Annotated in this window: 20 protein-coding genes and 2 pseudogenes; 6 read left to right on the forward strand and 16 right to left on the reverse strand. The window is 52.2% G+C overall.

What is annotated here, in order from left to right:
• Window positions 1-427 (forward strand): PDZ domain-containing protein (locus BLW97_RS12750; protein WP_169829323.1); only part of this gene is annotated, 427 nt, incomplete at its 5' end.
• Window positions 428-439: 12 nt separating this feature from the next.
• Here BLW97_RS12750 and BLW97_RS12755 read toward each other — a convergent pair.
• The 8 genes from BLW97_RS12755 to ffh form a co-directional block, all read right to left on the reverse strand.
• Window positions 440-1,813, reverse strand: coding sequence for a hypothetical protein (locus BLW97_RS12755; protein ID WP_010637607.1), 1,374 nt, complete (start codon window positions 1,811-1,813; stop codon window positions 440-442).
• Window positions 1,814-1,900: 87 nt separating this feature from the next.
• On the reverse strand, window positions 1,901-2,812 hold the full coding sequence (xerD, locus tag BLW97_RS12760; protein WP_075323343.1) for a site-specific tyrosine recombinase XerD: 912 nt from the start codon (window positions 2,810-2,812) through the stop codon (window positions 1,901-1,903).
• Between the two features lie 12 nt (window positions 2,813-2,824).
• Window positions 2,825-4,030: a hypothetical protein gene (locus BLW97_RS12765; RefSeq protein WP_075323344.1), complete on the reverse strand. Its 1,206-nt coding sequence runs from the start codon at window positions 4,028-4,030 to the stop codon at window positions 2,825-2,827.
• A 54-nt stretch (window positions 4,031-4,084) separates the two neighbouring features.
• The gene (rplS, locus tag BLW97_RS12770; protein WP_010637603.1) at window positions 4,085-4,429 is read right to left on the reverse strand and encodes a 50S ribosomal protein L19; all 345 of its coding nucleotides are present in this window, start codon (window positions 4,427-4,429) and stop codon (window positions 4,085-4,087) included.
• Between the two features lie 22 nt (window positions 4,430-4,451).
• Window positions 4,452-5,195 (reverse strand): tRNA (guanosine(37)-N1)-methyltransferase TrmD, encoded by a 744-nt coding sequence (gene trmD / locus BLW97_RS12775; RefSeq protein ID WP_075323345.1) that lies wholly within the window; start codon window positions 5,193-5,195, stop codon window positions 4,452-4,454.
• Window positions 5,195-5,710, reverse strand: a complete 516-nt coding sequence (gene rimM / locus BLW97_RS12780; RefSeq protein ID WP_193640216.1) for a ribosome maturation factor RimM — start codon at window positions 5,708-5,710, stop codon at window positions 5,195-5,197. Before rimM ends, trmD begins: the two co-directional genes overlap by 1 nt.
• Complete coding sequence (gene rpsP / locus BLW97_RS12785) at window positions 5,694-5,954, reverse strand: 30S ribosomal protein S16 (protein ID WP_010637598.1); 261 nt, start codon at window positions 5,952-5,954, stop codon at window positions 5,694-5,696. The genes rimM and rpsP overlap by 17 nt, the downstream gene beginning before the upstream one ends.
• Before the next feature lie 69 nt (window positions 5,955-6,023).
• The gene (gene ffh, locus BLW97_RS12790; RefSeq protein ID WP_024895344.1) at window positions 6,024-7,400 is read right to left on the reverse strand and encodes a signal recognition particle protein; all 1,377 of its coding nucleotides are present in this window, start codon (window positions 7,398-7,400) and stop codon (window positions 6,024-6,026) included.
• 216 nt (window positions 7,401-7,616) lie between these two features.
• Between ffh and BLW97_RS19485 the strand changes: the two genes are divergently transcribed.
• Window positions 7,617-8,498 (forward strand): TIR domain-containing protein, encoded by an 882-nt coding sequence (locus tag BLW97_RS19485; RefSeq protein ID WP_075323346.1) that lies wholly within the window; start codon window positions 7,617-7,619, stop codon window positions 8,496-8,498.
• A gap of 442 nt (window positions 8,499-8,940) precedes the next feature.
• On the opposite strand, the gene BLW97_RS12800 is transcribed toward BLW97_RS19485, so the two are convergent.
• The 4 genes from BLW97_RS12800 to BLW97_RS12815 form a co-directional block, all read right to left on the reverse strand.
• Entirely contained in the window at window positions 8,941-10,125 is a 1,185-nt protein-coding gene (locus BLW97_RS12800; RefSeq protein WP_075323347.1) for a hypothetical protein, read from the reverse strand.
• A gap of 1,564 nt (window positions 10,126-11,689) precedes the next feature.
• Complete coding sequence (locus tag BLW97_RS12805; RefSeq protein WP_075323348.1) at window positions 11,690-12,091, reverse strand: type II toxin-antitoxin system MqsA family antitoxin; 402 nt, start codon at window positions 12,089-12,091, stop codon at window positions 11,690-11,692.
• A gap of 2 nt (window positions 12,092-12,093) precedes the next feature.
• The gene (locus BLW97_RS12810; RefSeq protein ID WP_010639321.1) at window positions 12,094-12,390 is read right to left on the reverse strand and encodes a type II toxin-antitoxin system MqsR family toxin; all 297 of its coding nucleotides are present in this window, start codon (window positions 12,388-12,390) and stop codon (window positions 12,094-12,096) included.
• Window positions 12,391-12,526: 136 nt separating this feature from the next.
• The gene (locus tag BLW97_RS12815; RefSeq protein ID WP_075323349.1) at window positions 12,527-13,465 is read right to left on the reverse strand and encodes a uracil-DNA glycosylase; all 939 of its coding nucleotides are present in this window, start codon (window positions 13,463-13,465) and stop codon (window positions 12,527-12,529) included.
• A 166-nt stretch (window positions 13,466-13,631) separates the two neighbouring features.
• Between BLW97_RS12815 and BLW97_RS12820 the strand changes: the two genes are divergently transcribed.
• From BLW97_RS12820 to BLW97_RS20460, 4 genes and pseudogenes are all read left to right on the forward strand, one after another.
• Window positions 13,632-13,982 carry a DUF4870 domain-containing protein gene (locus BLW97_RS12820; RefSeq protein ID WP_075323350.1) on the forward strand — a complete coding sequence of 117 codons (351 nt, stop codon included), beginning with the start codon at window positions 13,632-13,634 and terminating at the stop codon, window positions 13,980-13,982.
• A gap of 93 nt (window positions 13,983-14,075) precedes the next feature.
• Window positions 14,076-14,915: pseudogene (locus BLW97_RS20450) on the forward strand (ATP-binding cassette domain-containing protein); the annotation flags it as partial.
• 30 nt (window positions 14,916-14,945) lie between these two features.
• Window positions 14,946-15,422 (forward strand): annotated as a pseudogene (locus tag BLW97_RS20455) (ATP-binding cassette domain-containing protein); the annotation flags it as partial.
• Between the two features lie 36 nt (window positions 15,423-15,458).
• Window positions 15,459-15,935: an ATP-binding cassette domain-containing protein gene (locus tag BLW97_RS20460; RefSeq protein WP_423230374.1), complete on the forward strand. Its 477-nt coding sequence runs from the start codon at window positions 15,459-15,461 to the stop codon at window positions 15,933-15,935.
• A 12-nt stretch (window positions 15,936-15,947) separates the two neighbouring features.
• On the opposite strand, the gene BLW97_RS12830 is transcribed toward BLW97_RS20460, so the two are convergent.
• The 4 genes from BLW97_RS12830 to BLW97_RS12845 are packed head-to-tail and all read right to left on the reverse strand — an operon-like array spanning window position 15,948 to window position 20,383.
• Window positions 15,948-16,223, reverse strand: a complete 276-nt coding sequence (locus tag BLW97_RS12830; RefSeq protein WP_075323352.1) for a hypothetical protein — start codon at window positions 16,221-16,223, stop codon at window positions 15,948-15,950.
• Between the two features lie 10 nt (window positions 16,224-16,233).
• Entirely contained in the window at window positions 16,234-16,545 is a 312-nt protein-coding gene (locus BLW97_RS12835; protein ID WP_075323353.1) for a hypothetical protein, read from the reverse strand.
• Window positions 16,542-18,296 (reverse strand): peptidoglycan D,D-transpeptidase FtsI family protein, encoded by a 1,755-nt coding sequence (locus tag BLW97_RS12840; protein ID WP_010639311.1) that lies wholly within the window; start codon window positions 18,294-18,296, stop codon window positions 16,542-16,544. Before BLW97_RS12840 ends, BLW97_RS12835 begins: the two co-directional genes overlap by 4 nt.
• Window positions 18,293-20,383, reverse strand: a complete 2,091-nt coding sequence (locus tag BLW97_RS12845; protein ID WP_077218416.1) for an O-antigen ligase family protein — start codon at window positions 20,381-20,383, stop codon at window positions 18,293-18,295. Before BLW97_RS12845 ends, BLW97_RS12840 begins: the two co-directional genes overlap by 4 nt.
• Window positions 20,384-20,630 lie beyond the last annotated feature (247 nt).

Here is a 20,630-nt window from a genome sequence, read left to right on the forward strand (position 1 = left end):
CACGGTTCCCGGCACCCATGCCAGCGTAGGTATCCTCCATCATGGTGTCGCGGAAACTAAAAATGTCCTGGTCACCGCCCTGCCGAAAAACATGGACGAGCAGTCCAGCAGTACCCAACCGGCAGCGCCTGCAAAGACTGTGAAAATCAGTCGGATGGATATTCATGTTCAAAATCTGACTCCAGATATTGAAAAACAATTGGATGTCCACCATGGTGTGGTGGTGGTAGGTGTCAGTGAAGGCCCTGCCGCTGAAGCGGGCCTGATGCCCGGAATGATCATTCAGCAGATCAATCAGCAGGATGTCCAAAATGTCAGCGAGCTGGCGCACATTGTCGCCGGGTTACCAAAAGACCAACCCATTCCCATGTTGGTCCGTCAGGGTAAAGCGAGCATCTATGTGGTCATTACCCTGTCGAAAAAATAATCTGTTCGAGCGCTACAGAACGTTGCGCTCGACAATCACTTCTGAATAGGGATCCCCCATTGCCACGCAGGCGCTTTGTCGTCCCCAGAAACCAGCCTTTGAACGATTCACCTGATAATAAAATTCCAGGCTCAGATCGGGTTTGGCGGTAATATCGGCACTGTACAGCAGGTTCATCAAGGAAGCGCCGATACCCGTCAGCAAATAATCCACGGGATGATCTGCCCTGCCAAAACTCCGCAGATAACCCAGAGATTCATAGGGATACCAGGCCCTCAGCACCAGACGTTCGTTGGGCACCAGTTCATGAATTCGCCAGACACCCCAGCCGAGAGCATTAATACAGGCGACAATACCCGCCAGCCAATCCTCACGACAGCGTAATTGCGGGACCACCAGTTGATACCAGGGATCCGAGCGCATAATGCCACCCATCGTATTGAAACCACAGATATGACCGGCTTCAATAAGCAGGGTATCAGCGAGATCCTTACCCTGTAATCCCGCAAATTTTTCCTTGTAATAAAACAGGGCGGGATATTCATACCAGAGCATTTCATCGAGAAGAGGATGCGTCGCCAGGGCATTAACCAGCGCCGCTTCAAAGCGAAAAGACACCAAATTGTAGTAGTCCGCATAATGACGTGTCAGACAAACGCCAAATTCCCGTATCAGTCCATGTTCATCGCCCTGAAGCGGCATACCGCTGACTGCCGCGATAATACCCGCTTCATCCACATGCAGACCAACCGTGCGTTCAGGGATATCCGCCGCTTCTGAAGGTAATCGTACCTCCGCAATGGCCTGCGTACCCACAATATTTCCGTCCGGATTGGCAATATGGATTTGACTCATCCATAGTTCTGTTTGTTCGTCCCCACGGCTGAGAGACTGATCACCAAGACGATTTCCCAAATGACCGGCAAATGGCGCCTCATAAACTGCAGATAAGGCACCAATAGCAAATCCCAGGTCAAAATGTTCTCCTGCCCAGCGTCTTTTCCCATAATTCAGACGCAGGGCAAAACCATAATGAGAATTTTTTTCGATAATCTGAAAAGCATTTTCGGGATTTTCAGGCAAGTGAAAAGAGGCCAGAGGCAAATCACCGAATCCACAAAATCGGTAAACAGCTTCTGCATACGCCAGCCGATCTTCCACTGACCAGTCCGGACAGGATTTAAAATGTTGCTGCAATTGCCGGAAGCTGACCTCAGCCGCCGATTGCTTGAGAATAGGATCACGCTGAATGTAGTGACAATCTTCGACCACCAACTGCAAAAAGCGATTGTAATGATTACAGTGAAAAATCACTGGCTCATTATCAATGGTGACTATGCCGGTGTTGGGGTCACGCTGGGGACGGATGGATGGAAGTTGCATCATATTCTGCCACGCTCGATGGTCATAAACCTGACTTTACAGATAGTCGAAACGCGCCAGGCTGCAAGTCCAAATTAGCGAAAAATAATCCTATGCGCGGGGATGATGCTTTTCGTGCAAGGCTTTGAGACGTGCCTGGGCGACATGGGTGTAAATTTCGGTAGTACCCAGATTCGCATGCCCCAGCATCAACTGAACGCTGCGCAAATCAGCACCATGATTGAGCAGATGGGTGGCAAAAGCATGGCGCAAACTATGGGGTGAAACCGACTGTTCAATACCGGCGACCTTTGCATAAGCTTCTATATTCTGCCAGAAACGCTGCCGCGTCATCGCCGCCCCGCGAGCTGTCACAAATACGGCTGCAGAAATACGCCCACCCAGAATCCGGGGGCGGGCATTTTGCAAATAAGCCGCTATTCGCTCAGCCGCCATTTCCCCCATGGGCACCAGCCGTTCCTTGCGGCCTTTGCCAAAAACCATCACCAGATCCGCACTTAGATCCAGTTGCCGCATTTCCAGATTGACCAGCTCGGAAACCCGCAAGCCGCAGGCATACATCAACTCCAGCATCGCCGCGTCGCGCAACCCCAGCGGCCGGGTCTGATCGGGCGCGGCCAGGAGGGCTTCAATTTGTGTTTCACTCAACACATGGGGCAAATAGCGGGCAAGACGAGGACTTTGCAAATTCTGGCTGGGGTTGTGGGTTACCCAACTCTCACGCAGCGCATAACCATAAAAACGGCGGATGCTGGACAGCATCCTGGCTACCGAACGCATTGCTGCGCCGGATTGCAGCTTTTGTCCAAGAATGCGCGCCAGCATCCCGGCATCTGCACTCAATAAATCCGCGTCCTGCTCTGCCAGTGCTGAGCAAAGCTGGAGCAGATCCTGCCGATAGGCAGCCAGGGTATTTTCACCCAGATTTTTTTCGAGCCAGAGCGCATCCAGAAAGACATCAATACGCTGACGATCCTCAGACGGGGGCGATGCCATCGTCATGAGGCGGTTTACTTAATCGAAATAAAAACGCAATACGACCAAAGGGTGAATCCATGCCAATGGTCCTCCTGTGACCTGTCCGGCGCGCTGCGCGGTTCGCCAGATCGGCCAGAAACCCGTGGGATTCCCTTGGGCTACCGCCCGTTCGGCCAATTGTAGCCACCAATCAGCAGACGTTCCGGAAGCAGCGGCATAAAGTGCTCCCTGCCAGGTAAAATGCGCAGGGACCGGTTCGGACAACGCCCTATCCCGATAAGCAGCGAGAGTACTGAAATCCGGCCAATCCTCACGGCGCTGCCAACCGGCAAAGCCAAAAGTGCAGGCGGCAGCACTGAACAACACCTTACGAGCCTGGCGCAAACTGCGATGGGGCAAGGTCAGCAGGGTTCCCAGCCAGACGTATAAACGCATCAGCGCCTGGGGATCATGACGATGACCCCCCTCAATAATCATCAGGGTTACCGTCAGAAACAACTGCCGAATGGCATCCAGAGGCTGGTCGCCCAAAGCCCGGATCCGCCCCATGAAGGCGGGCAGATCACGCTCCCGCAGGGCATGCAGCAAGGGCTTATCCACTTCAGGATCGCGGCTCGCCCGCCCTTCCGGCACGACCACCGCAACACCGGGAGCCTGCTGCCAATGGCTATGCAGCAAAGCCAAAGCCCCCAAAGCAAAAGACCGGGCAGGCAGCCCGGCTGCCGCGTCATGCCATTCCCCAAACAGAATACTACGAAGGCCTTGCGCATGGCTGTCATCCGCCAGCCGCTGGGCCAGCCGATTCAGCACCACACGCCGGGCATTTTCGTCATCGGCCATGCTCTGCAGCAAAGGCACCAGATGCTCCAGATCGGCTTCTTCCACCGCCTTGGACAGCAGATCGACTTCCATATCCAGCGGCATGGGTGCACTGGCTTCCAGCTTTAGCAAATCCGGCAAAGGGACGGCAGTCAATAACGCGCGTTTTTCTTCCTGGATACCTACCGCAGCGGCCAAGATCTCGACAGGAAGCTGCCCAGCAGCGGCCCAGATGGACTGACTATCCACCACCACCTGCAAGGCCTCCGTATTGTCCGCTGCACTCCACCAGTACGGCAGGATATCCTCCTGCCAGGCCGAATGGAGCAACAACTGCTGAGCAGGGTCGGCCCACAGGGCGGCCCGCCCATCAACAGACGCAGAACGCCAGCGCTCCAGGATTTCCCTGGACGCCGGCGTCATAATCAGATTATCCAAAGCGAACCCGGCCTTCGCCAGGGAGCGCAGCAGAAATCATCAGCCCAGTTTTTCTTTGATGCGGGCAGCCTTACCAGACAGGTTACGCAGGTAGTAAAGCTTGGCACGACGCACATCACCGCGACGCTTGACTTCCACCTTGGTGACCAGCGGTGAATAAGAGGGGAAAACACGTTCCACACCCTCACCATTAGAGATTTTCCGCACCGTGAAGGCAGAATGCAAGCCACGATTGCGACGGGCAATGCAGATTCCTTCAAAAATCTGGATACGTTCGCGGTCGCCTTCCTTCACCTTGACATGCACGGCAACCGTATCGCCTGCGCCAAAAGCCGGAAGTTCCGACTGAACCTGTTCTTTGTTGATTTCATCAATGATGTTCACAGCCCTGCTCCTTCGCCTAGTATTACTGCACTTCGCCGTCCTGACGGCGATAATCATCCAATAACTTCTGCTCACGCGCATTCAAAACGCGCTGCGCCAACAAATCCGGACGCCGCTCAGCCGTACGCCCCAATGACTGTTGCAGGCGCCAACTACGAATCCGGGCATGATCTCCCGAAAGCAAAACTTCCGGAACCCTTACGTCCCCCACCACTTCCGGGCGCGTAAAATGTGGACAGTCCAGCAAGCCGTTATCCGCAAAGCTATCTTCGGCGGCCGAGTCCGCATGTCCCAACAAACCCGGTAATTGCCGGGCCACTGCTTCAATCAATACCAAGGCAGGCAACTCCCCACCTGCCAGTACATAATCGCCAATGGACCATTCTGCATCCACCGCCGCCAGCACCCGCTCGTCAATGCCTTCATAGCGGCCTGCCAGCAAAATCAATCCGTCTGCACCGGCAAAGCCCTGCACGGCTCCCTGCTGCAGACGCTGCCCCTGGGGGGACAGGTAAATCACCGGCGCCCCGGGGTTTGCTTCGCGTGCCGCAGCAATGGCTGCCAACAACGGGGGCGCCATCATCAACATTCCTGGACCACCACCAAAAGGTCGGTCATCCACGCGGCGATACGCATTATCGCTAAAATCGCGAGGGTTCCAGGCATGTATCTGGATCAGCCCACGCGCCTGGGCCCGCCCCAGTACCCCCTCGCGCAGATAACCGTGAATCAGCTCTGGAAAAATAGTGATGACATCAAAACGCATCACCAGTCCGCTTGCCAGTCCACGGTAATCAGTCCGGCACTCTGGTCCACCCCAGCTGCACTTGTATCTGACCAGGGAATCAGCAATTCCCCGCCTTTTTCATCGTCCAGTACCATAACGTCATTCGCACCGGTTTCGAGAAAAGCCGTCACTTTTCCCAAAAGCAGGCCTTCCTGATTCAGCACCCGCATGCCAATCAAGTCACGCCAGTAATATTCACCGGGCTCCAGATCCGGTAAATACTTCCGCGCAATTCTGATCTCCTGACCAATGAGGGCACGGGCCTGTTCCCGGTCACTGACTTCCGCCAGCTTGGCAACAACACCCTCACCCTGCATACGCCCCTCTTCCAACACATAAGGCCGTAGTTCAGAACCCAAAAACCAGGGTGAGTAGTCGAGAATGGCATCACGCAGATCCGTAAAAGAGAACACTTTTACCATTCCACGCACACCGTAGATGCCGGAAATTTTTCCCAGCACCACCCATTCTTCAGACTCAGGCGGCAGCGACACCCGTCTTACTCACGCCTTCTTTCTTGAAAAAGCCGGCTACTGTATCGGAAGGCTGCGCGCCCTGGCTGAGCCAGTAAGCGGCACGCTCTTTGTCGATGCGCAATTCGGCCGTAGCGCCAATGGGATTGTAAAAACCCAGGCGCTCAATGAAACGGCCATCGCGCCGGTTACGACTATCCGTCACCACGATGTGATAAAAAGGCCGCTTTTTGGCGCCGCCCCGGGCCATACGAATAACTACCATGTGTTCTCCTTAACCATGTCCTCTCCCACTGGACGGGAGAAAGGCGCGTATCGTAACTAAAAACAAGCTCTAACGGAAGGGTAAACCGCCCTTTAACATCGATTTGGGATTCATCCCCAATAAACGGCTGAGTCCACGTCCCCCTTTTCCCATTTTTTTGAACATTTTCTGCATCATCTCAAACTGCTTGAGCAGCTTGTTGACCTCCGTTACGGTGGTTCCAGCGCCTGCAGCGATGCGGCGACGGCGCGAAGCCTTGATGATTTCCGGATGCCGACGTTCGCCGGGTGTCATGGAATTGATAATGGCCTCCAGACGACGCATGGGTTTACCATCCTGCATGGCCGCCTGTGCCTCGGCGGGGAGCTCACCCATACCCGGCAATTTATCCATAATGCTCGACATGCCACCCATTTTTTCCAGCTGCCGGAGTTGCTGACGAAAATCTTCCAGATCAAAACCTTTCCCGCTGCGCAGCTTCTCGGTCATTTTCTGCGCTTGCTCAACATCGACATCCTGTTGAACCTGCTCAACCAGGCTGACAATATCGCCCATGCCCAAAATACGCGAAGCCAGTCGATCCGGATAAAAAGGTTCCAGACCCTTGCGGATTTTTTCGCCAATACCCATAAACTTGATGGGCTTGCCGGTAATGGCCCGCACCGACAAGGCGGCCCCACCACGCGCGTCACCGTCAGCCTTGGTCAAAATGACACCGGTCAGCGGCAAGGCATCATTAAAAGCCTTGGCCGTGTTGACAGCATCCTGACCTGTCATGGCGTCCACCACAAACAGCAACTCCACCGGCTGGACGGCAGCGGTCAAAGCCTGAGCTTCCGCCATCATGGCGTCATCCACATGCAGGCGTCCGGCGGTATCGACAATCAACACGTCAAATACCCCGCGCTGCGCTGCCTCTAAAGCATCTTTGGCAATCTGCACCGGCTGCTGTTCTGGACGGGACGGAAATACTTCAACTTCAATATCCTTGCCCAGATGCGCCAACTGCTCCATGGCAGCAGGCCGATAGACGTCGGTACTCACCATCATGACCCGCTTTTTTTCTTTTTCCTTGAGCCACAAAGCGAGCTTGGCACTGGTCGTGGTTTTACCGGAACCCTGCAACCCGGCCAAAAGGATCACCGCCGGAGGACGGGCACTCAAATCCAGCCGGTCGTTGTGCTCACCCATGAGCTTGACCAGTTCATCATTGACAATCTTGATAAACACCTGCCCCGGAGACAGGCTTTTCACCACTTCCTCCCCCAGCGCCGATTCGCGCACCTTGTTGATGAAGTCTTTCACCACCGGCAGCGCCACATCGGCTTCCAGCAAGGCCAAGCGCACTTCACGCAGGGCATCACGAATATTGTCTTCGCTCAAACGCCCCTGGCCACGCAGGTTTTTAAAAGTCTGGGTGAGTTTTTGGGTCAGATTGTCAAACATGGGTCCCCCTCATATCAGGGGTGGATTTTGGACTGTATGGCGCGGTCGTGCAATGGTGGGCAATTTTTCACACCTGAGACATAAGGTCAGGTGTTACAGTCAAATCTGGTCAGGCTATCGTGCAGAGTGTTGGCATATTATACTGCAGCATCAGGGCAGACAAAAAATTCCATCGTGTGTGTCTCTAACTCAGCCTGATTGCAAAGGAAGCACAGCTTGTACAATCTACTGGTCACCTCAAACGTCGGGGCATGGGATGTATTGGCATACGAATTCGATCTCGAGCGTTTCGGAGAATACACCGCCAAGACGCTGGTTGATCGGTTCCAGAAGCTCACGGTATCAGGAATCGAGGAACTCAAGTCCTTCCCGGCGCTGTTCGCATACGAAGGAGAAAAAGAGATCGTGCGAGTCGGCTACGTCCGACGGATTAAGGAACGTGGGAAGAGCCTGCTAGTCGAATACCAGTTTGAGGAGGACATTCCACCGTTCAATTTCTGCGAAATCGCGGCCCTAAAGGTCCAACTTGACATTGAGAAATGGGAAATGAATCGTACGCACTGGGCGATCAAGGATGAAAATCTCTTTGAAATTCTGGCGGCGACAGGAATAGCAAACAATACGTTTATCAATCAAGGTAATCAGCTAGGTCGGGTGGAGGAGATACAGTTCAAGGTTGCTCTTTCGTTCCCGGGAGAACAACGCGACTATGTCGCAGCTGTCGCTGAAGAGATCAAGAAACGACTTGGTGCAGGATCAGTCTTCTATGACAAAGACTTCACTTCCCAACTTGCACGTCCGAATCTCGACACGCTTCTTCAGAAGATCTATCTCAACAACTCAGATCTTGTCGTAATCTTCGTCTCCGAAGACTATGAACGAAAGAAGTGGTGCGGAATCGAGTGGCGTGCGATACGCAACATCATCATGAATAAGAGTGATCACGCTTTGATGTTCATGAGATTTGATGACACAGAGATTTCTGGGCTGTTTTCAATAGATGGGTACGTTGATGTCAGGGAATACTCATCCATTCAAGCTGCGCACCTAATTGTTGAGCGGGTGCGCCTTAATGATCACACCAGCAGCGACACCTAACGTACAATAATTAGATTATGGTCACGAACAAACAATGCTTATCCGGTTACTAAAAAAGTAACATTTGACAATAACACAAACGGCCATATGGAATTTCCTGGAAGAGCTGACATAAATTCTATTGCACCACCGATACAGCGTAACAAAATTAGGTTGAGTAAAACACATCCATTGTCATCGCAAATTACCCCAAACATGAACGACTGTGACTATTGGATGATGTCATCTAAATCACAGCTAATGAATGGCCGCTTTCAGTCTGCAGCCGACCATCAGAAATCAATGGCGGATAAGCAGCGGGGGCCGTCATTCATAGTATGGCTTGGCGGGCTTCACTATGGGTTTACTGAACACAGAATGATGGTTGGTTTGCTTGACAGACTTCCACGCAAAAAAACCGTCCAAAAACCTGTATTCACGAAACAATCGTATTACTTAACCCTTATGTGACTATATTTTTTATCTTTCCGTAAGAAAAACCAACAATTTTACTTTCTTGATCAACAAAATAGTCATGTAGAAACGATACGATAACCATACGATCATCATATATGATATGAAGCTGATTGTTGTATTTTTCAAAACGCGGAAAAATTCTCCAGTGAACGACCTCCCCATAAAAAGTAGATTCTTCTCCGTCTGACCTAAAAACAACCAGCTTGTCTTTTAATTCAACAATGGTACCAAAAGGTGCCGTTCCGGTAGAGATTATCTCTTCAGTGTTAAATTCTGTTGCCTTCGAACCTATTCCTTTGAACACATCATCATCATCTTCACCCGTTATCTGACAGTTGAACACTTCTATCGTTTTATCACTTGAGATAAATATCTTCTCGTGTGACCCCCACATTTTTGATTCTTGTGAGGATTTTAAAATTTCATCTTTTTCTATTATTCTCCTGAAAATTCTTGTCTTTTTTTTCTTATTCTCTTCTTTGATTTCTTTGAAGTTTGCTACAAATGCATTGTCATCTTCCCATGCTAAGATACTACCGAAAGACCATTCGCAACCGCTGCAAGGAATCTTAGCAATTATTCTAGGTTCCCCAAAAAATTTTTCTGAATTCACATATAGTGGCATCTCTATAAGGCCATCCTTTCCGGATGCTGCGGCAACGGCCGAATTTCTACTTGATGATTTAACTTGAAGAACCATCCCATCATGGTGCTTTTTTGTATTTTTTTTCATCTCACTTGTTCCGGCGAAACTTTTGGAAACGGAAAACAACCCATCGTTTCCGGAAGCTATTATTCTATTGTAATAAATGTCCGTGTCTGTCGTGAGAAAATCAAAAGAGCTATCAAATGTTCTAGAATATTTAGCGTACAACTTGTCATTAACTTCTATTCCAACCTCTGCCATATCTCTAATCTGCTGTGAAATAATTGACAATATTTTATCGTCTTTAATTATAGTCCTAACTTTCGAATTATATAATGTATCGCTATCAATAAAAGCGATTCTTATAGCCGTTTGTATTGATTTATTTCTAGATGCTAAATCATCTAGCATTGATTCCCAATCAATTTTTGTCAACCTTCCATCACATCCAAAAAGGATCATATCTCCAGCGTAAACCTGAGAGTCCCAAAAATCCCCAAGAATGTGCATGGTTACAGGTCGCATTTTTTACCCCTATGTATTTTTGATAATTTAGCTCTATTTATGTATCCTGCATTCATCCAATTAAGTAGCACCTGTTGGCTAGGCTTATCCCAAGGGTGTATCCAGTGCGCAATAGGGTACCCGTGCCATATCGATTGATCCTCTACAAATTTGCATATATATAAATCACCAATAACGTGGTTCGGCGGAACCCCTAGTTTTTGCGGCCTGTTGTTAATCAGGTGAAGCCCATAGCAAGCGCCATTTGCTATCCAACTCGATTGTGATGATAGATTATAAGCAGTATGTTCTTCTGATATACTAATAATCCACTGTGACTTTTGACTAGAAAAAGATGGGTTGCGATGTTGCGGGTTCGGGATATATGTCATTTTTATTCAGCTCTAATGTGTTGTAAATAAAAACCAACTTACGCGACATCTGGCACCACACCAGATTTCTTGGCCTTGCAATGATGAGTAGTTGATCGCGTGCCTGCGGTCTCCATGCACTAGTTAATAGTTGGCTTAGACTACCAGTTAGGCCCTTGAATTGGAAGCTGTTCAGGCCCAGAAACACTCAGGTCCAATGATCATCTCGACCTTCGGTACGCCAAACTGCCAACCATGGTGACTCAACGGAGGCATGACAGAAGGAGCAGACATTCACAAATAGTCTGGGAAGGACTATTCCTGAGCTTGGCTCCGCCGGTTGCCAACCCTTTTCTTGGATGCAACCATCCGAAGGACTGCTGTACTTAGTATTCCCCGGAAAGCCTTTGTGATACTGACTAGCTGATTTAAGATGCACTTGCTATAGCCACTATGGGGTGCTCGTTTAAATTTCCGGCACCACCATCATGAAAAATTCCGCCTCAAGGAGACCCGCTTGCAGAATCTGGACGATCGGGCACAAAAGCTAAGAGATTTTTCAGGATTCCGTCACAGCCGTGCCAATGGCATATGAAGCCGCCGCAAATGAGGCCTTGGAGTCCTACCAGAGCCTCCAACATGCATCGGATCGCCTCTTAATGTCTTGATCATATTGGATAATACGGGCAAAACAGTCGGCACTGTGCGCGCCGCGCCCTAGCCAATCATTTTTTTGGCTAATGTGCTGGATGGGGTAAGCATACCGAACGCCGGGGCACTCAACAACATTGCCTCGTGCCTTCCAGGAATAACTCAACCCGATGGAAAGAAAATTCCGACCCGGACCGTTCAACCAGGTGCAGCGCCTTCTCCGCAAGTAGCTGCCCTTGTAAGTACACTCTACGATGAGTCGGCCTGGCGGGAAGCGATGCTTATAGGCCGCGCCTTTTCGGTCCTCAAGCGGTTTCCATTCTCGAACGCTCGCGTGAAAGCAGTTGCGGAAGCAGCGACTCGGATCACACCGGATCCCGTACATCGCACACTAGATAAAAAATTAATCAAATGATGTAAAAAGATTTTTATTTGTTTTAGCCGCCTAATTCTTTATTAAAACCAACAAAACCTGCTAACTTGTGGATAACTCTTAGAATTCAAATGACTCCACCAACCTAGGAGCTTTGCAGAGATACCACAAACCAACTGTTTTCGGCCTGTCAGGCAGTTCTGACCTCGTTGAGCAGATCGGGATGGCGATCCAACAGCTTGAATAGTTTGACCAGGGCCAGCGGCGGCTTGGTTTTGCCATTTTCGTAGCGCGAGAAGGCATTGATGCCGCCGCCGAAGATTTCAGCAGCTTCACGCTGATCAAGATCGAGTTTCTTGCGCACATCCGCGATGAAGCCCGGATCGACGATGGCCGCGTTCACCTGCTTGGAGAAGGCACGCATCTCGCGCATGACGCGGTTCGATTCTGCTGCGTCCAAAACCGACTCGGCGCAGGCCGGGCAGAAGCCGCCCGTTACCGTTGCAATGACGGTGGTTTCACCTTTGTAGGTATAAGGCAGGTCGCGGGTGTCATGGATCAGTTCAGCCGCGCCGCAAACAGGACATTTCATGGTCATAGCTCCTTAAAAGACACGATCAGTACGTCATCAATGACCGTCAGCTTCAGGTACACGTCGCCCACCTGTGTGCCTGGGCGGTACACATCCTGCCATACCGTATGATCGGCATGGGTGGTCATGCTCTTGTAAAAATCCGTCGGCGTTAGTGCCATCAATACGTCCAGCATATCGGAGAAGACCAACCCCAACTCATTTGCGCCAGTACGCGCTGCATGCGTAGTGCGTACTCTGCCGGTCTTTGCCAAGGCTTTGACGACCGAAAGCTTGCAATGAGGAACTTGTTTCTCCATGAAAGAACTCTAACCAAGTTGGTTTATTTTGGCAAGTTGGTTAGCACGGGATTACCTTCCATGGCACGCGATTATTTCTTACTGCTATCGGTGTTTGACCCAACACTACTGTCTCAAATCTGGAGCCACTATAGTTTCACTGGAATAATTCAGGCAATGATTGCGCTGAGTACACCTGCACCGCCATCTGCAAATCCTCCCAGGCCTTGCGCTTTTCCAGAGGACTGCGGAGTAAATAGGCCGGGTGGTAGGTAACAATCAATGGAATATTCTGGTACTGATGGGTTTGCCCGCGTAACTGGCCGATAGGTGTGGTGACCTGCAGCAGACTCTGGGCAGCAAAGCGCCCCAGGGCAACGATGATTCGGGGCTGCAGCAGGGCAATCTGACGCTGCAAAAAAGGCAGGCAGGACTGTACCTCTGGACCCAGAGGATCACGATTGTTGGGCGGACGGCATTTGAGCACATTGGCAATATAGACATCCTGCTGGCGGGTCAGGCCCATGGCTTTCAGCATGTTATCGAGCAACTGCCCGCCGCGACCGACAAAAGCTTCGCCGCGCCGGTCTTCTTCGGCACCCGGTGCTTCTCCTACAAAAAGCCAGGAACCTCTGGGGTTACCGGCTCCGAAAACCGCATGCTGGCGGGTTTCGCCCAACGAACAAGCCCGACAGTTATGCACCATGATTTGCAAATCACGCCATTCACTCGCGCTGATCTGCTGAAGTCGTTGCGGTTCGGCAGATTCGCCGGGTGCAGGCAGATCAGACAATGACGCCGCCGCTTCCGGTTCAACCAGTATTTTTGGCTGCGGTTCCGGGGCTACTGGCTGCGCTACGCCCGCTGCTTTGGGTGGGGCACTGAGAAGACCTGCGGCTGCGCGCAAGGTACTGATACCCTCTGGGGCCTCCAGAGAGTTTGCTAAGGATTCCGGGATTTTTGCCTTGGCGTCTGCTTGCGCCGGGACAGATACGGCTTGGTTTTTTAGCGGGGGCAGAACAGGACTCTCCCCTGGTACCGCCAAACCCAGGAGTTTCAGAAACCGCCGCTGCTCTGCATTAAAAATCTCTGACATCGCCTTATGCTAAGGGTCGGACGCTGTGCTGGCAAATATAATTTGTAGCCCATGCCGCACAAGCATATTCCACTTCATGATGATAATCAGTATGATAAAAAAACAGCATCATACAATCACGCACCATCAAATAGCTGGACCACTCATTTTGTAAGGGGGCTTTATCATGGAAACAGGCAGCTTGGTAACAACTGACAACAAGGAAGATCGCAACATCATGGCATTAATCCAGGCCGGAGGCATTTTATTCGGTTTTTTACCCGCGCTGATTGTGTACCTGATCAAGAAGGATGGCGGCAATCAATGGCTCATCACCGAGAGCAAAGAAGCCCTGAATTTTCAGATCACCATTCTCCTCGCATATATTGTCGCCAGCGTGCTCAGCGCCTTACTCATCGGGATTTTTATTTTTCCCCTGGTTTTTCTCTTCAATCTGGTTTTTTGCATTATCGCTGCCCTGAAATCGAGTAGCGGTGAAGGCTACCGTTATCCCCTGACCCTGCGTCTGCTGAGCTAAACCAACATCTTTCCGCAATGACGGCTTGCGCCGCCAGAGCCCGCCCCGTACCCTACCTTCCTTCTGAATGAAAACACATGGGAGATTGGGGCTATGTCTATTCTGCGGCTGGAAGCGGGGCAGGTGGAGTGGGGAGGCCGCGCCTTACTGGACCATGCGGATCTGAATCTTGAAGCCGGTGAACGCATTGGTCTGATTGGTCGCAATGGCGAAGGTAAATCGACCCTCCTGCAAGCACTTGCCGGTCTTTGCAGGCTGGATGCCGGAAATCTTTGGGTAGCGCCGGGACTTAGCCGTAGTTATCTGGCCCAGGAGCCCGAACTGGCCGCCGATCACGATCTGCTCACCGCTATCAAATCCGGACACCCCGCCTGGCGGCAGCTGCAAAATGCCGAGGCGGGAGACGCGCAGGCCCATGCCCTGGCGGACCATCATGATGTCTGGCAAATCGACTATAAAGCGGAAGCCCTGCGCGATAGTCTGGGCCTGCCAGCGGAAGGTGTGGTTTCTGCTTTGTCAGGAGGGCAGCGCAAGCGCGTAGCCATTGCTGCTGCACTGGTTTCCGAACCGGATATTCTGTTTTTTGACGAGCCCACCAACCACCTGGATTTACCGGCCATTCTTGCTCTGGAACAGTCCCTGCTGCGCTATCGCGGCACCCTAGTATTCATCACCCATGACCGGCGCTTTCTGGACCGCCTGGCTACCCGTATTGTCGAACTGGATCGCGGCATTTTACGCAGCTTTCCGGGCAGCTTTGCCGAATATCAGGCACGCAAAGCGGAAGTACTGGCGGCCGAGGCTGCGGCAGATAATCGTCTGGAAGGGCAACTCGCCGAGGAAGAAGCCTGGTTGCGTCAGGGGGTAAAGGCGCGCGCCAAACGCAACCAGGGCCGTTTGCGTCGCCTGGAAAGCCTGCGCGAGGAGCGCGCCAGCCGTCGCCAGCAGCAGGGGCAGGCGAGCCTGCAGATCAGCACGGCGGAACGCTCCGGGGCCTTGATCGCGGAATTGGAACAGGTGTCCTTCCACTATGAAGAGCGCCCCATCATCCGTAATTTTTCGACGCGCATTGAGCGCGGTGACCGGGTCGGCATTATCGGCCCCAACGGAGCCGGCAAAACCACTTTGCTGCGCCTGATTCTCGGCGAACTGGAAGCCCAGCAAGGCCAGATCCGGCGCGGTACCAAACAGGAAGTCGCCTATTTTGATCAGATGCGGGCGACGCTTGATCCGGAAAGCCGGGTGGTGGATGCCATTGCAGATGGTAATGATTTCATTGAGATCAATGGGGAGCGGCGCCACGTTCTGGGATATTTGCAGGATTTCCTGTTTCCGCCCAGTCGCGCCCGGGGGTTAATCAAGGCGCTGTCGGGCGGCGAACGGGCGCGCCTGCTACTGGCCCGCTTGTTTGCCCGCCCCGCCAATATTCTGGTGCTCGACGAACCGACCAATGACCTGGATCTGGAAACCCTTGAAGTGCTGGAAGAGCGTCTCCAAAATTATACGGGCACCCTGTTTCTGGTTTCTCATGACCGGGACTTTCTTGACAACGTAGTCACCCAGGTCATTGCCTTCGGTGAAAACGGCCAGCTTACCCAGAATGCTGGCGGCTATGAAGACTGGTTACGCTGGCAGACAGAAATCCAGCGTGCTGCCAGCAAGAATGCCGAAATCTCTACGGGCAAAACATCCGGCAAGCGGGAAAACAGCAAAAAAACTACGCTCAGTTACAAGGAAAGTCAGGAGTTGGTTGCTTTACCTGCCCAAATAGAAGCTATGGAGCAGGAACAGGAAGATTTGGCAGCAACTCTGGCTTTACCGGAAACCTACCAGAACCCCGAAAAACTGAAAGCGCTCCAACTGCAGTCAGACCAACTCGCCAAAAAGTTGCAGCAGACTTATTCACGCTGGGAGCTGCTGGAAGCCAAAGCCGCTGCCAGCAGCAACGCTTAACCAGAAATTATTTTATTTGCGCAGGACAAAGTGCAGGACGATCCCATCCACGACAGCCGGGACCAGGGTAGCAATCACCCCGACGGCCATACTGATCCAGGGGCCGGGGGGATTCAGGGGGTCCGGCAAAATACCGGGCCAGTGCCAGGGAAGACCCATCAATGTGTAAGCCAACATCAATCCGGGAATCAATAAAAGACCATCCAGTGCCAGCAACAACAAAACTGCCAGAAGCACCAGAACAACGGCGATAGCGCCTTGCAGCAGGGCCTTCAGAGCCGCAGTCATGGGGTCTGCTTTAACCACGGTACACCCAGAGTTTGATGTCCTGACGCGGGATAGTCACCACCTTGCCCTGCCGAAAGTAGAGGGTCGCATCAGACCAGAAAGCCGGATTGGTAAAACGCGGGGTTACTCGATAGGCGCCCGGCCAATCCGGTGCGGCTACGGCTCGGTGTCCGGCCACAATAATATTTCGGGCACCGGCGGCATTCACATAAATATGGGCTACCGGGATGCGCGAAACAGCGGCCAAGGCGAGAACACCCAGCAACAAGCCTGCAATACCCAGCGCCAAAATGCTGGCGACCCATTTATCGGTTCGACTCAATTTCCGCCTCCTTCTGCCCATATTTCCGCCTGGGTAGCAGTAATGCCTTTATTCTTGGAAGCACAAGCCTTGCCACCACACCAGCGTGGAGAAATATTCAATTCTTGCAGCGCATGGCGCATGGTAACCCGAAACACCGGTGCCGATTCAACGCCGCCGAAGTTCCAGTACCGCGTGCTGCCGCGCATGGTCACGGCCATGACCAGTTTTGGAGCAAAGCCGGGGGCAAATCCCACGAAGGTCGCATTGGTCTTGTTTTTTTGAAACCCGTCCTTACCATTGGCCATATTGGCGGTTCCGGTTTTGCCAGCCACCGCATAACCGGGAATGGCAGCCAAAATGCCGGTCCCGTTGGCTGCACACACACCCTCAAGCCAGTGGCGCAAATGTGCGGCAATATTTGCCGGCATGATGCGCTGTTTTTGCACCGGCTGGCCCGCTATCAGGGTCGGTGCCACATGATAACCACCGTTGGCAATGGCGGCATAACCTTCGGCGAGCTGCAGGGTCGTCACCGAAACGCCATAACCCAGCGCAATGGTGGCATGGCGGGCTTTATCCCAGGTCTGAGGCTGTGGCAGGACGCCGCCAGTAGCGCCGGCAAAGCCCAGATCCGGTTCCTTCCCGAAACCCGCAGCCCGATACATGTCATAAATGGCTTGGGCAGGCGTCCGCAGCGCAATTTTAGCCGCCCCGATGTCACTGGAATATTTAAGAATATGTGCCACATTCAATTCATGATGCACCACATCATCACGAATACAAAACCCACCGACCGGCAAACAGTGCGAAACATTAAAGCTTTGGTCCGGCTGGATACTGCCGGTTTTCAGTGCTGCTGCCACCATAAAGGGTTTCATCACAGAACCCGGTTCAAAAGCCTGATGCACGGCGTTGTTGACGTAATCGGCAGGATTGCCGCAACCACTTCGGGAGTTGGGGTTGCAGGAGGGTACGCTGGCCATGGCTAGAATCTGTCCATTTTCGACGTTCATGACCACTGCAGAGCCTTCTGTTGCCCCAAAGTGCTTCTGGGCAGCCAGCAGGGTCATGTATGCCCAGTACTGAATCTGGGGATTAATGGTCAAATGCAGATCATGACCGGGTATGGGTGCATGACGGGCACCCAGCACCCGCAGTACTTCACCTTGCCCGTCCACCAATACTTTTTCCGTGCCGGAATGGCCCGCCAGCCATTGGTCATAGCCCCTTTCCAGACCGGCAGCACCATGGTGATCCAGATGTACCAAGCCCAGCAGAGGCGTAGTTACAGCGCCTAGTGGATAGTAAGTGCGACTGGTTGCCTGCACGTAAATTCCCGGTACATGGAGGGCGTTCAAAGCCTTGCCCATCTGCGGCTCGCCCTGACGCAAAATATAGGCAAACCCGGAACCACCGGATTGCACACGTTCCGCCAACACCTGTGGGCTTAAATTCAAGGCAGCAGCGACCTTATCCCAATCCTTCCGGTATTGATTAAAAATTCGCGGGTCTGTCCAGATGGTGACAGCAGGGACATTGACTGCCAGTGCCGTACCATTACCGGCATAAATCACGCCGCGATCAGCAGGAAGAGGACGATCCTGCATATAACGCATGCGCCCCTGATCACGCAGGGTATGATCCTGCCACCATTGCAAATCCGTGTCCCGGGTCAGCACAACGACAAAACCGACGAAGATGATCGCCAGAATGAGCACAGCCCGCCAACGGGGCAAAATGCGATTCGACTTTGGGCGTTCTGCAGTCATCTATCCCCGGAATGCAGTTCGGCCTGACGATGAATGGACTGCAACCACGAAACGGCAGGCTCATAAGCCGGGTTTTCATGCAAAAGACGCAGCAGGGTTTTGTCCGCATCCGTTTTTTCATCTGCACGCCATTGCATCAGCGCAATATCCAGCAAAAGTTCCGAACGGGGATAAGGGAAAAGCGGTCGCGCTAATCCTGCCCGCAAAAAGGTCAAACCGCCTTTTACATCGCCCTGATCGGCATAAGCCAGTTGGGCAATCTGGTTACGGAGACTGATGCTTTCAGGATCAATAGCCAGGCCTCGACGCCAGGCCAGCAGCGTCTGGCGTTGTCTTTGTGTGGCATCCAGACCCAGTAATTTCCCCTGAGTAAGATAGAGTGTTCCAATAGAATTGAGCACGCCGGATTGTTGGGGAATTCCTATCAGGCTTTGTTGATATTGATGCAATGCCGCCTGGACCAAAGAACGACGACTTGCGCTGTTCATCCGGGTATCGCGTTCCGCCAATGTCAGATAAGTATTGGCAAGGTAAACGTGGGGTTGGGTTGCCAAGGGACGCAATGAAGTCAACGTGTCTGCGACCTTCAACAGTAACGTAGCGCGTTGCCGGGGATTTTTGATAACAGAATTCAGCCAGGTATTATCACTGAGAAAAGCATAAGTCGCCGCATCTGCCAGTAAATTCCAGGAGGCGACGACTATGCCTAGTAACAAAACAATCTGAGCTATGAACCCATGATTGATGCCAATTTTTGGCAGCAAGGGTTGGGTATTTTCGGAAGTGCCATAAATCCGCCAGGCACGCGCCATGAAAAGCCCTGCCAGTACACTCAGAGGCAGATTATAAAAAATGAAATTCCCCAAAGCGTGACCGGTGATGGCAAACACACCCAACACCAAGCCGAGCGCTGTCAGACGCTGTTCATCACTAATCTGCAGGGCTTTCCCCGCCCGATATAAAAGACGATACATGGCGTACATCAAAATCCCGGCAAAACTCAGCAGGAAGCCCAGATTGATCAGTCCACCCTCGGCCAGATACTCCAGATAATCGTTGTGTGCATAAGTACCTGCTGATGCCAGTTCGCCTGGCAGCCGGTAAGCCGGATAATTCAAAAAGTAGCTGCCGATCCCGGTACCCAACCAGGGATGACTGAGATACATATGCCAGGTCGCAATCCACATTAGCTTGCGCGATACCGTAGTAATATTGCTGGTAATGTATCCGGGGGAAAGGTGCCCGATCAGATCATAACCATGCGCGTAGTCCATCAGTAAAAAGGCTATGATGACTAAAGCCGCAACAACAAGAAAACGCGACCGTGCTGCAGGCTGACGCCATAATCCCCAGACCGCAAAAGGCATGGTGCAGACCCAGGCCAGAAGCCCTCCCCGACTGCTGGTCGAGAAAAATGCCAGGAGCAATACCGCCAAGGTCAAAAGATAGAAAAAAGCCTCCAGATGAACACCACCGCGCAGAAAGGACACCTGGCGTCGGCCATCTTTGACAAAATACAAGGCAAGAACAGGAAAAAAAAGCAAATTCAGCCAGGCTGCAAAACTGTTAGTATCCAGCAAGGGGCCAAAAGGCCGTAAATTGGCCAGAATAATATTGGTGGCCATCCCCTGATAATATTGCCAGAGTGCCATGGCACTCAAAATCCAGGCGCTGATTAAAATCCCGCGCCAGAACCAGACCCAGAATTGTTCAGCCACTGGCTCCGGGATCATGATGGCTACCAGAAAGGTCAACGGCAGCGCACCCAGCACCCAAAAGTAAAACCAGCTGCTGTAGGGAGATCCGCTCCAGAACAAGGTCAAACCAAACCAGACAAACCATAACAACATGAATATGGGCAGAAAACCGCGTGGCCAGATCAAGCCGGCGCGCAGGCATGGCCACCAGACGATAGCCCCCCAGATCATCAACACAATACTTCCAGCAGCGAGCAACGGAATCAGCTGACCGTTGTAATACCAGGAAAGGCCGTAAATCACCAAGGCCAAAACGGCGTATAAACCCGCCCGGAATGAAATCACTTGCCCGGAGGTTTTCGTCCCCGAGGAATAACTGCTGATAGTCAATCCGGATCTCCCGCATGTAGGGTACAACGATAATGGCCTTTAGCACTTATCATGGCGGAGTGGACGGATATATGGCGGCCGCAAACGGAGCAGCGAACCAGGGACTCCACTTCAGGATGTTTTTTGGGTATTCGCTGTTTTTGTCGCCAGAAATAAAACAACAGACCCAGAAACCCTGCCAGTAACAACCATTTAAACATCCACAAAATCCCTGCCTGCTTCGAGCCGCAATTTTTTGGAACGCCAT

Source organism: Acidithiobacillus albertensis, assembly GCF_001931655.1.
Classification (GTDB): domain Bacteria; phylum Pseudomonadota; class Gammaproteobacteria; order Acidithiobacillales; family Acidithiobacillaceae; genus Acidithiobacillus; species Acidithiobacillus thiooxidans.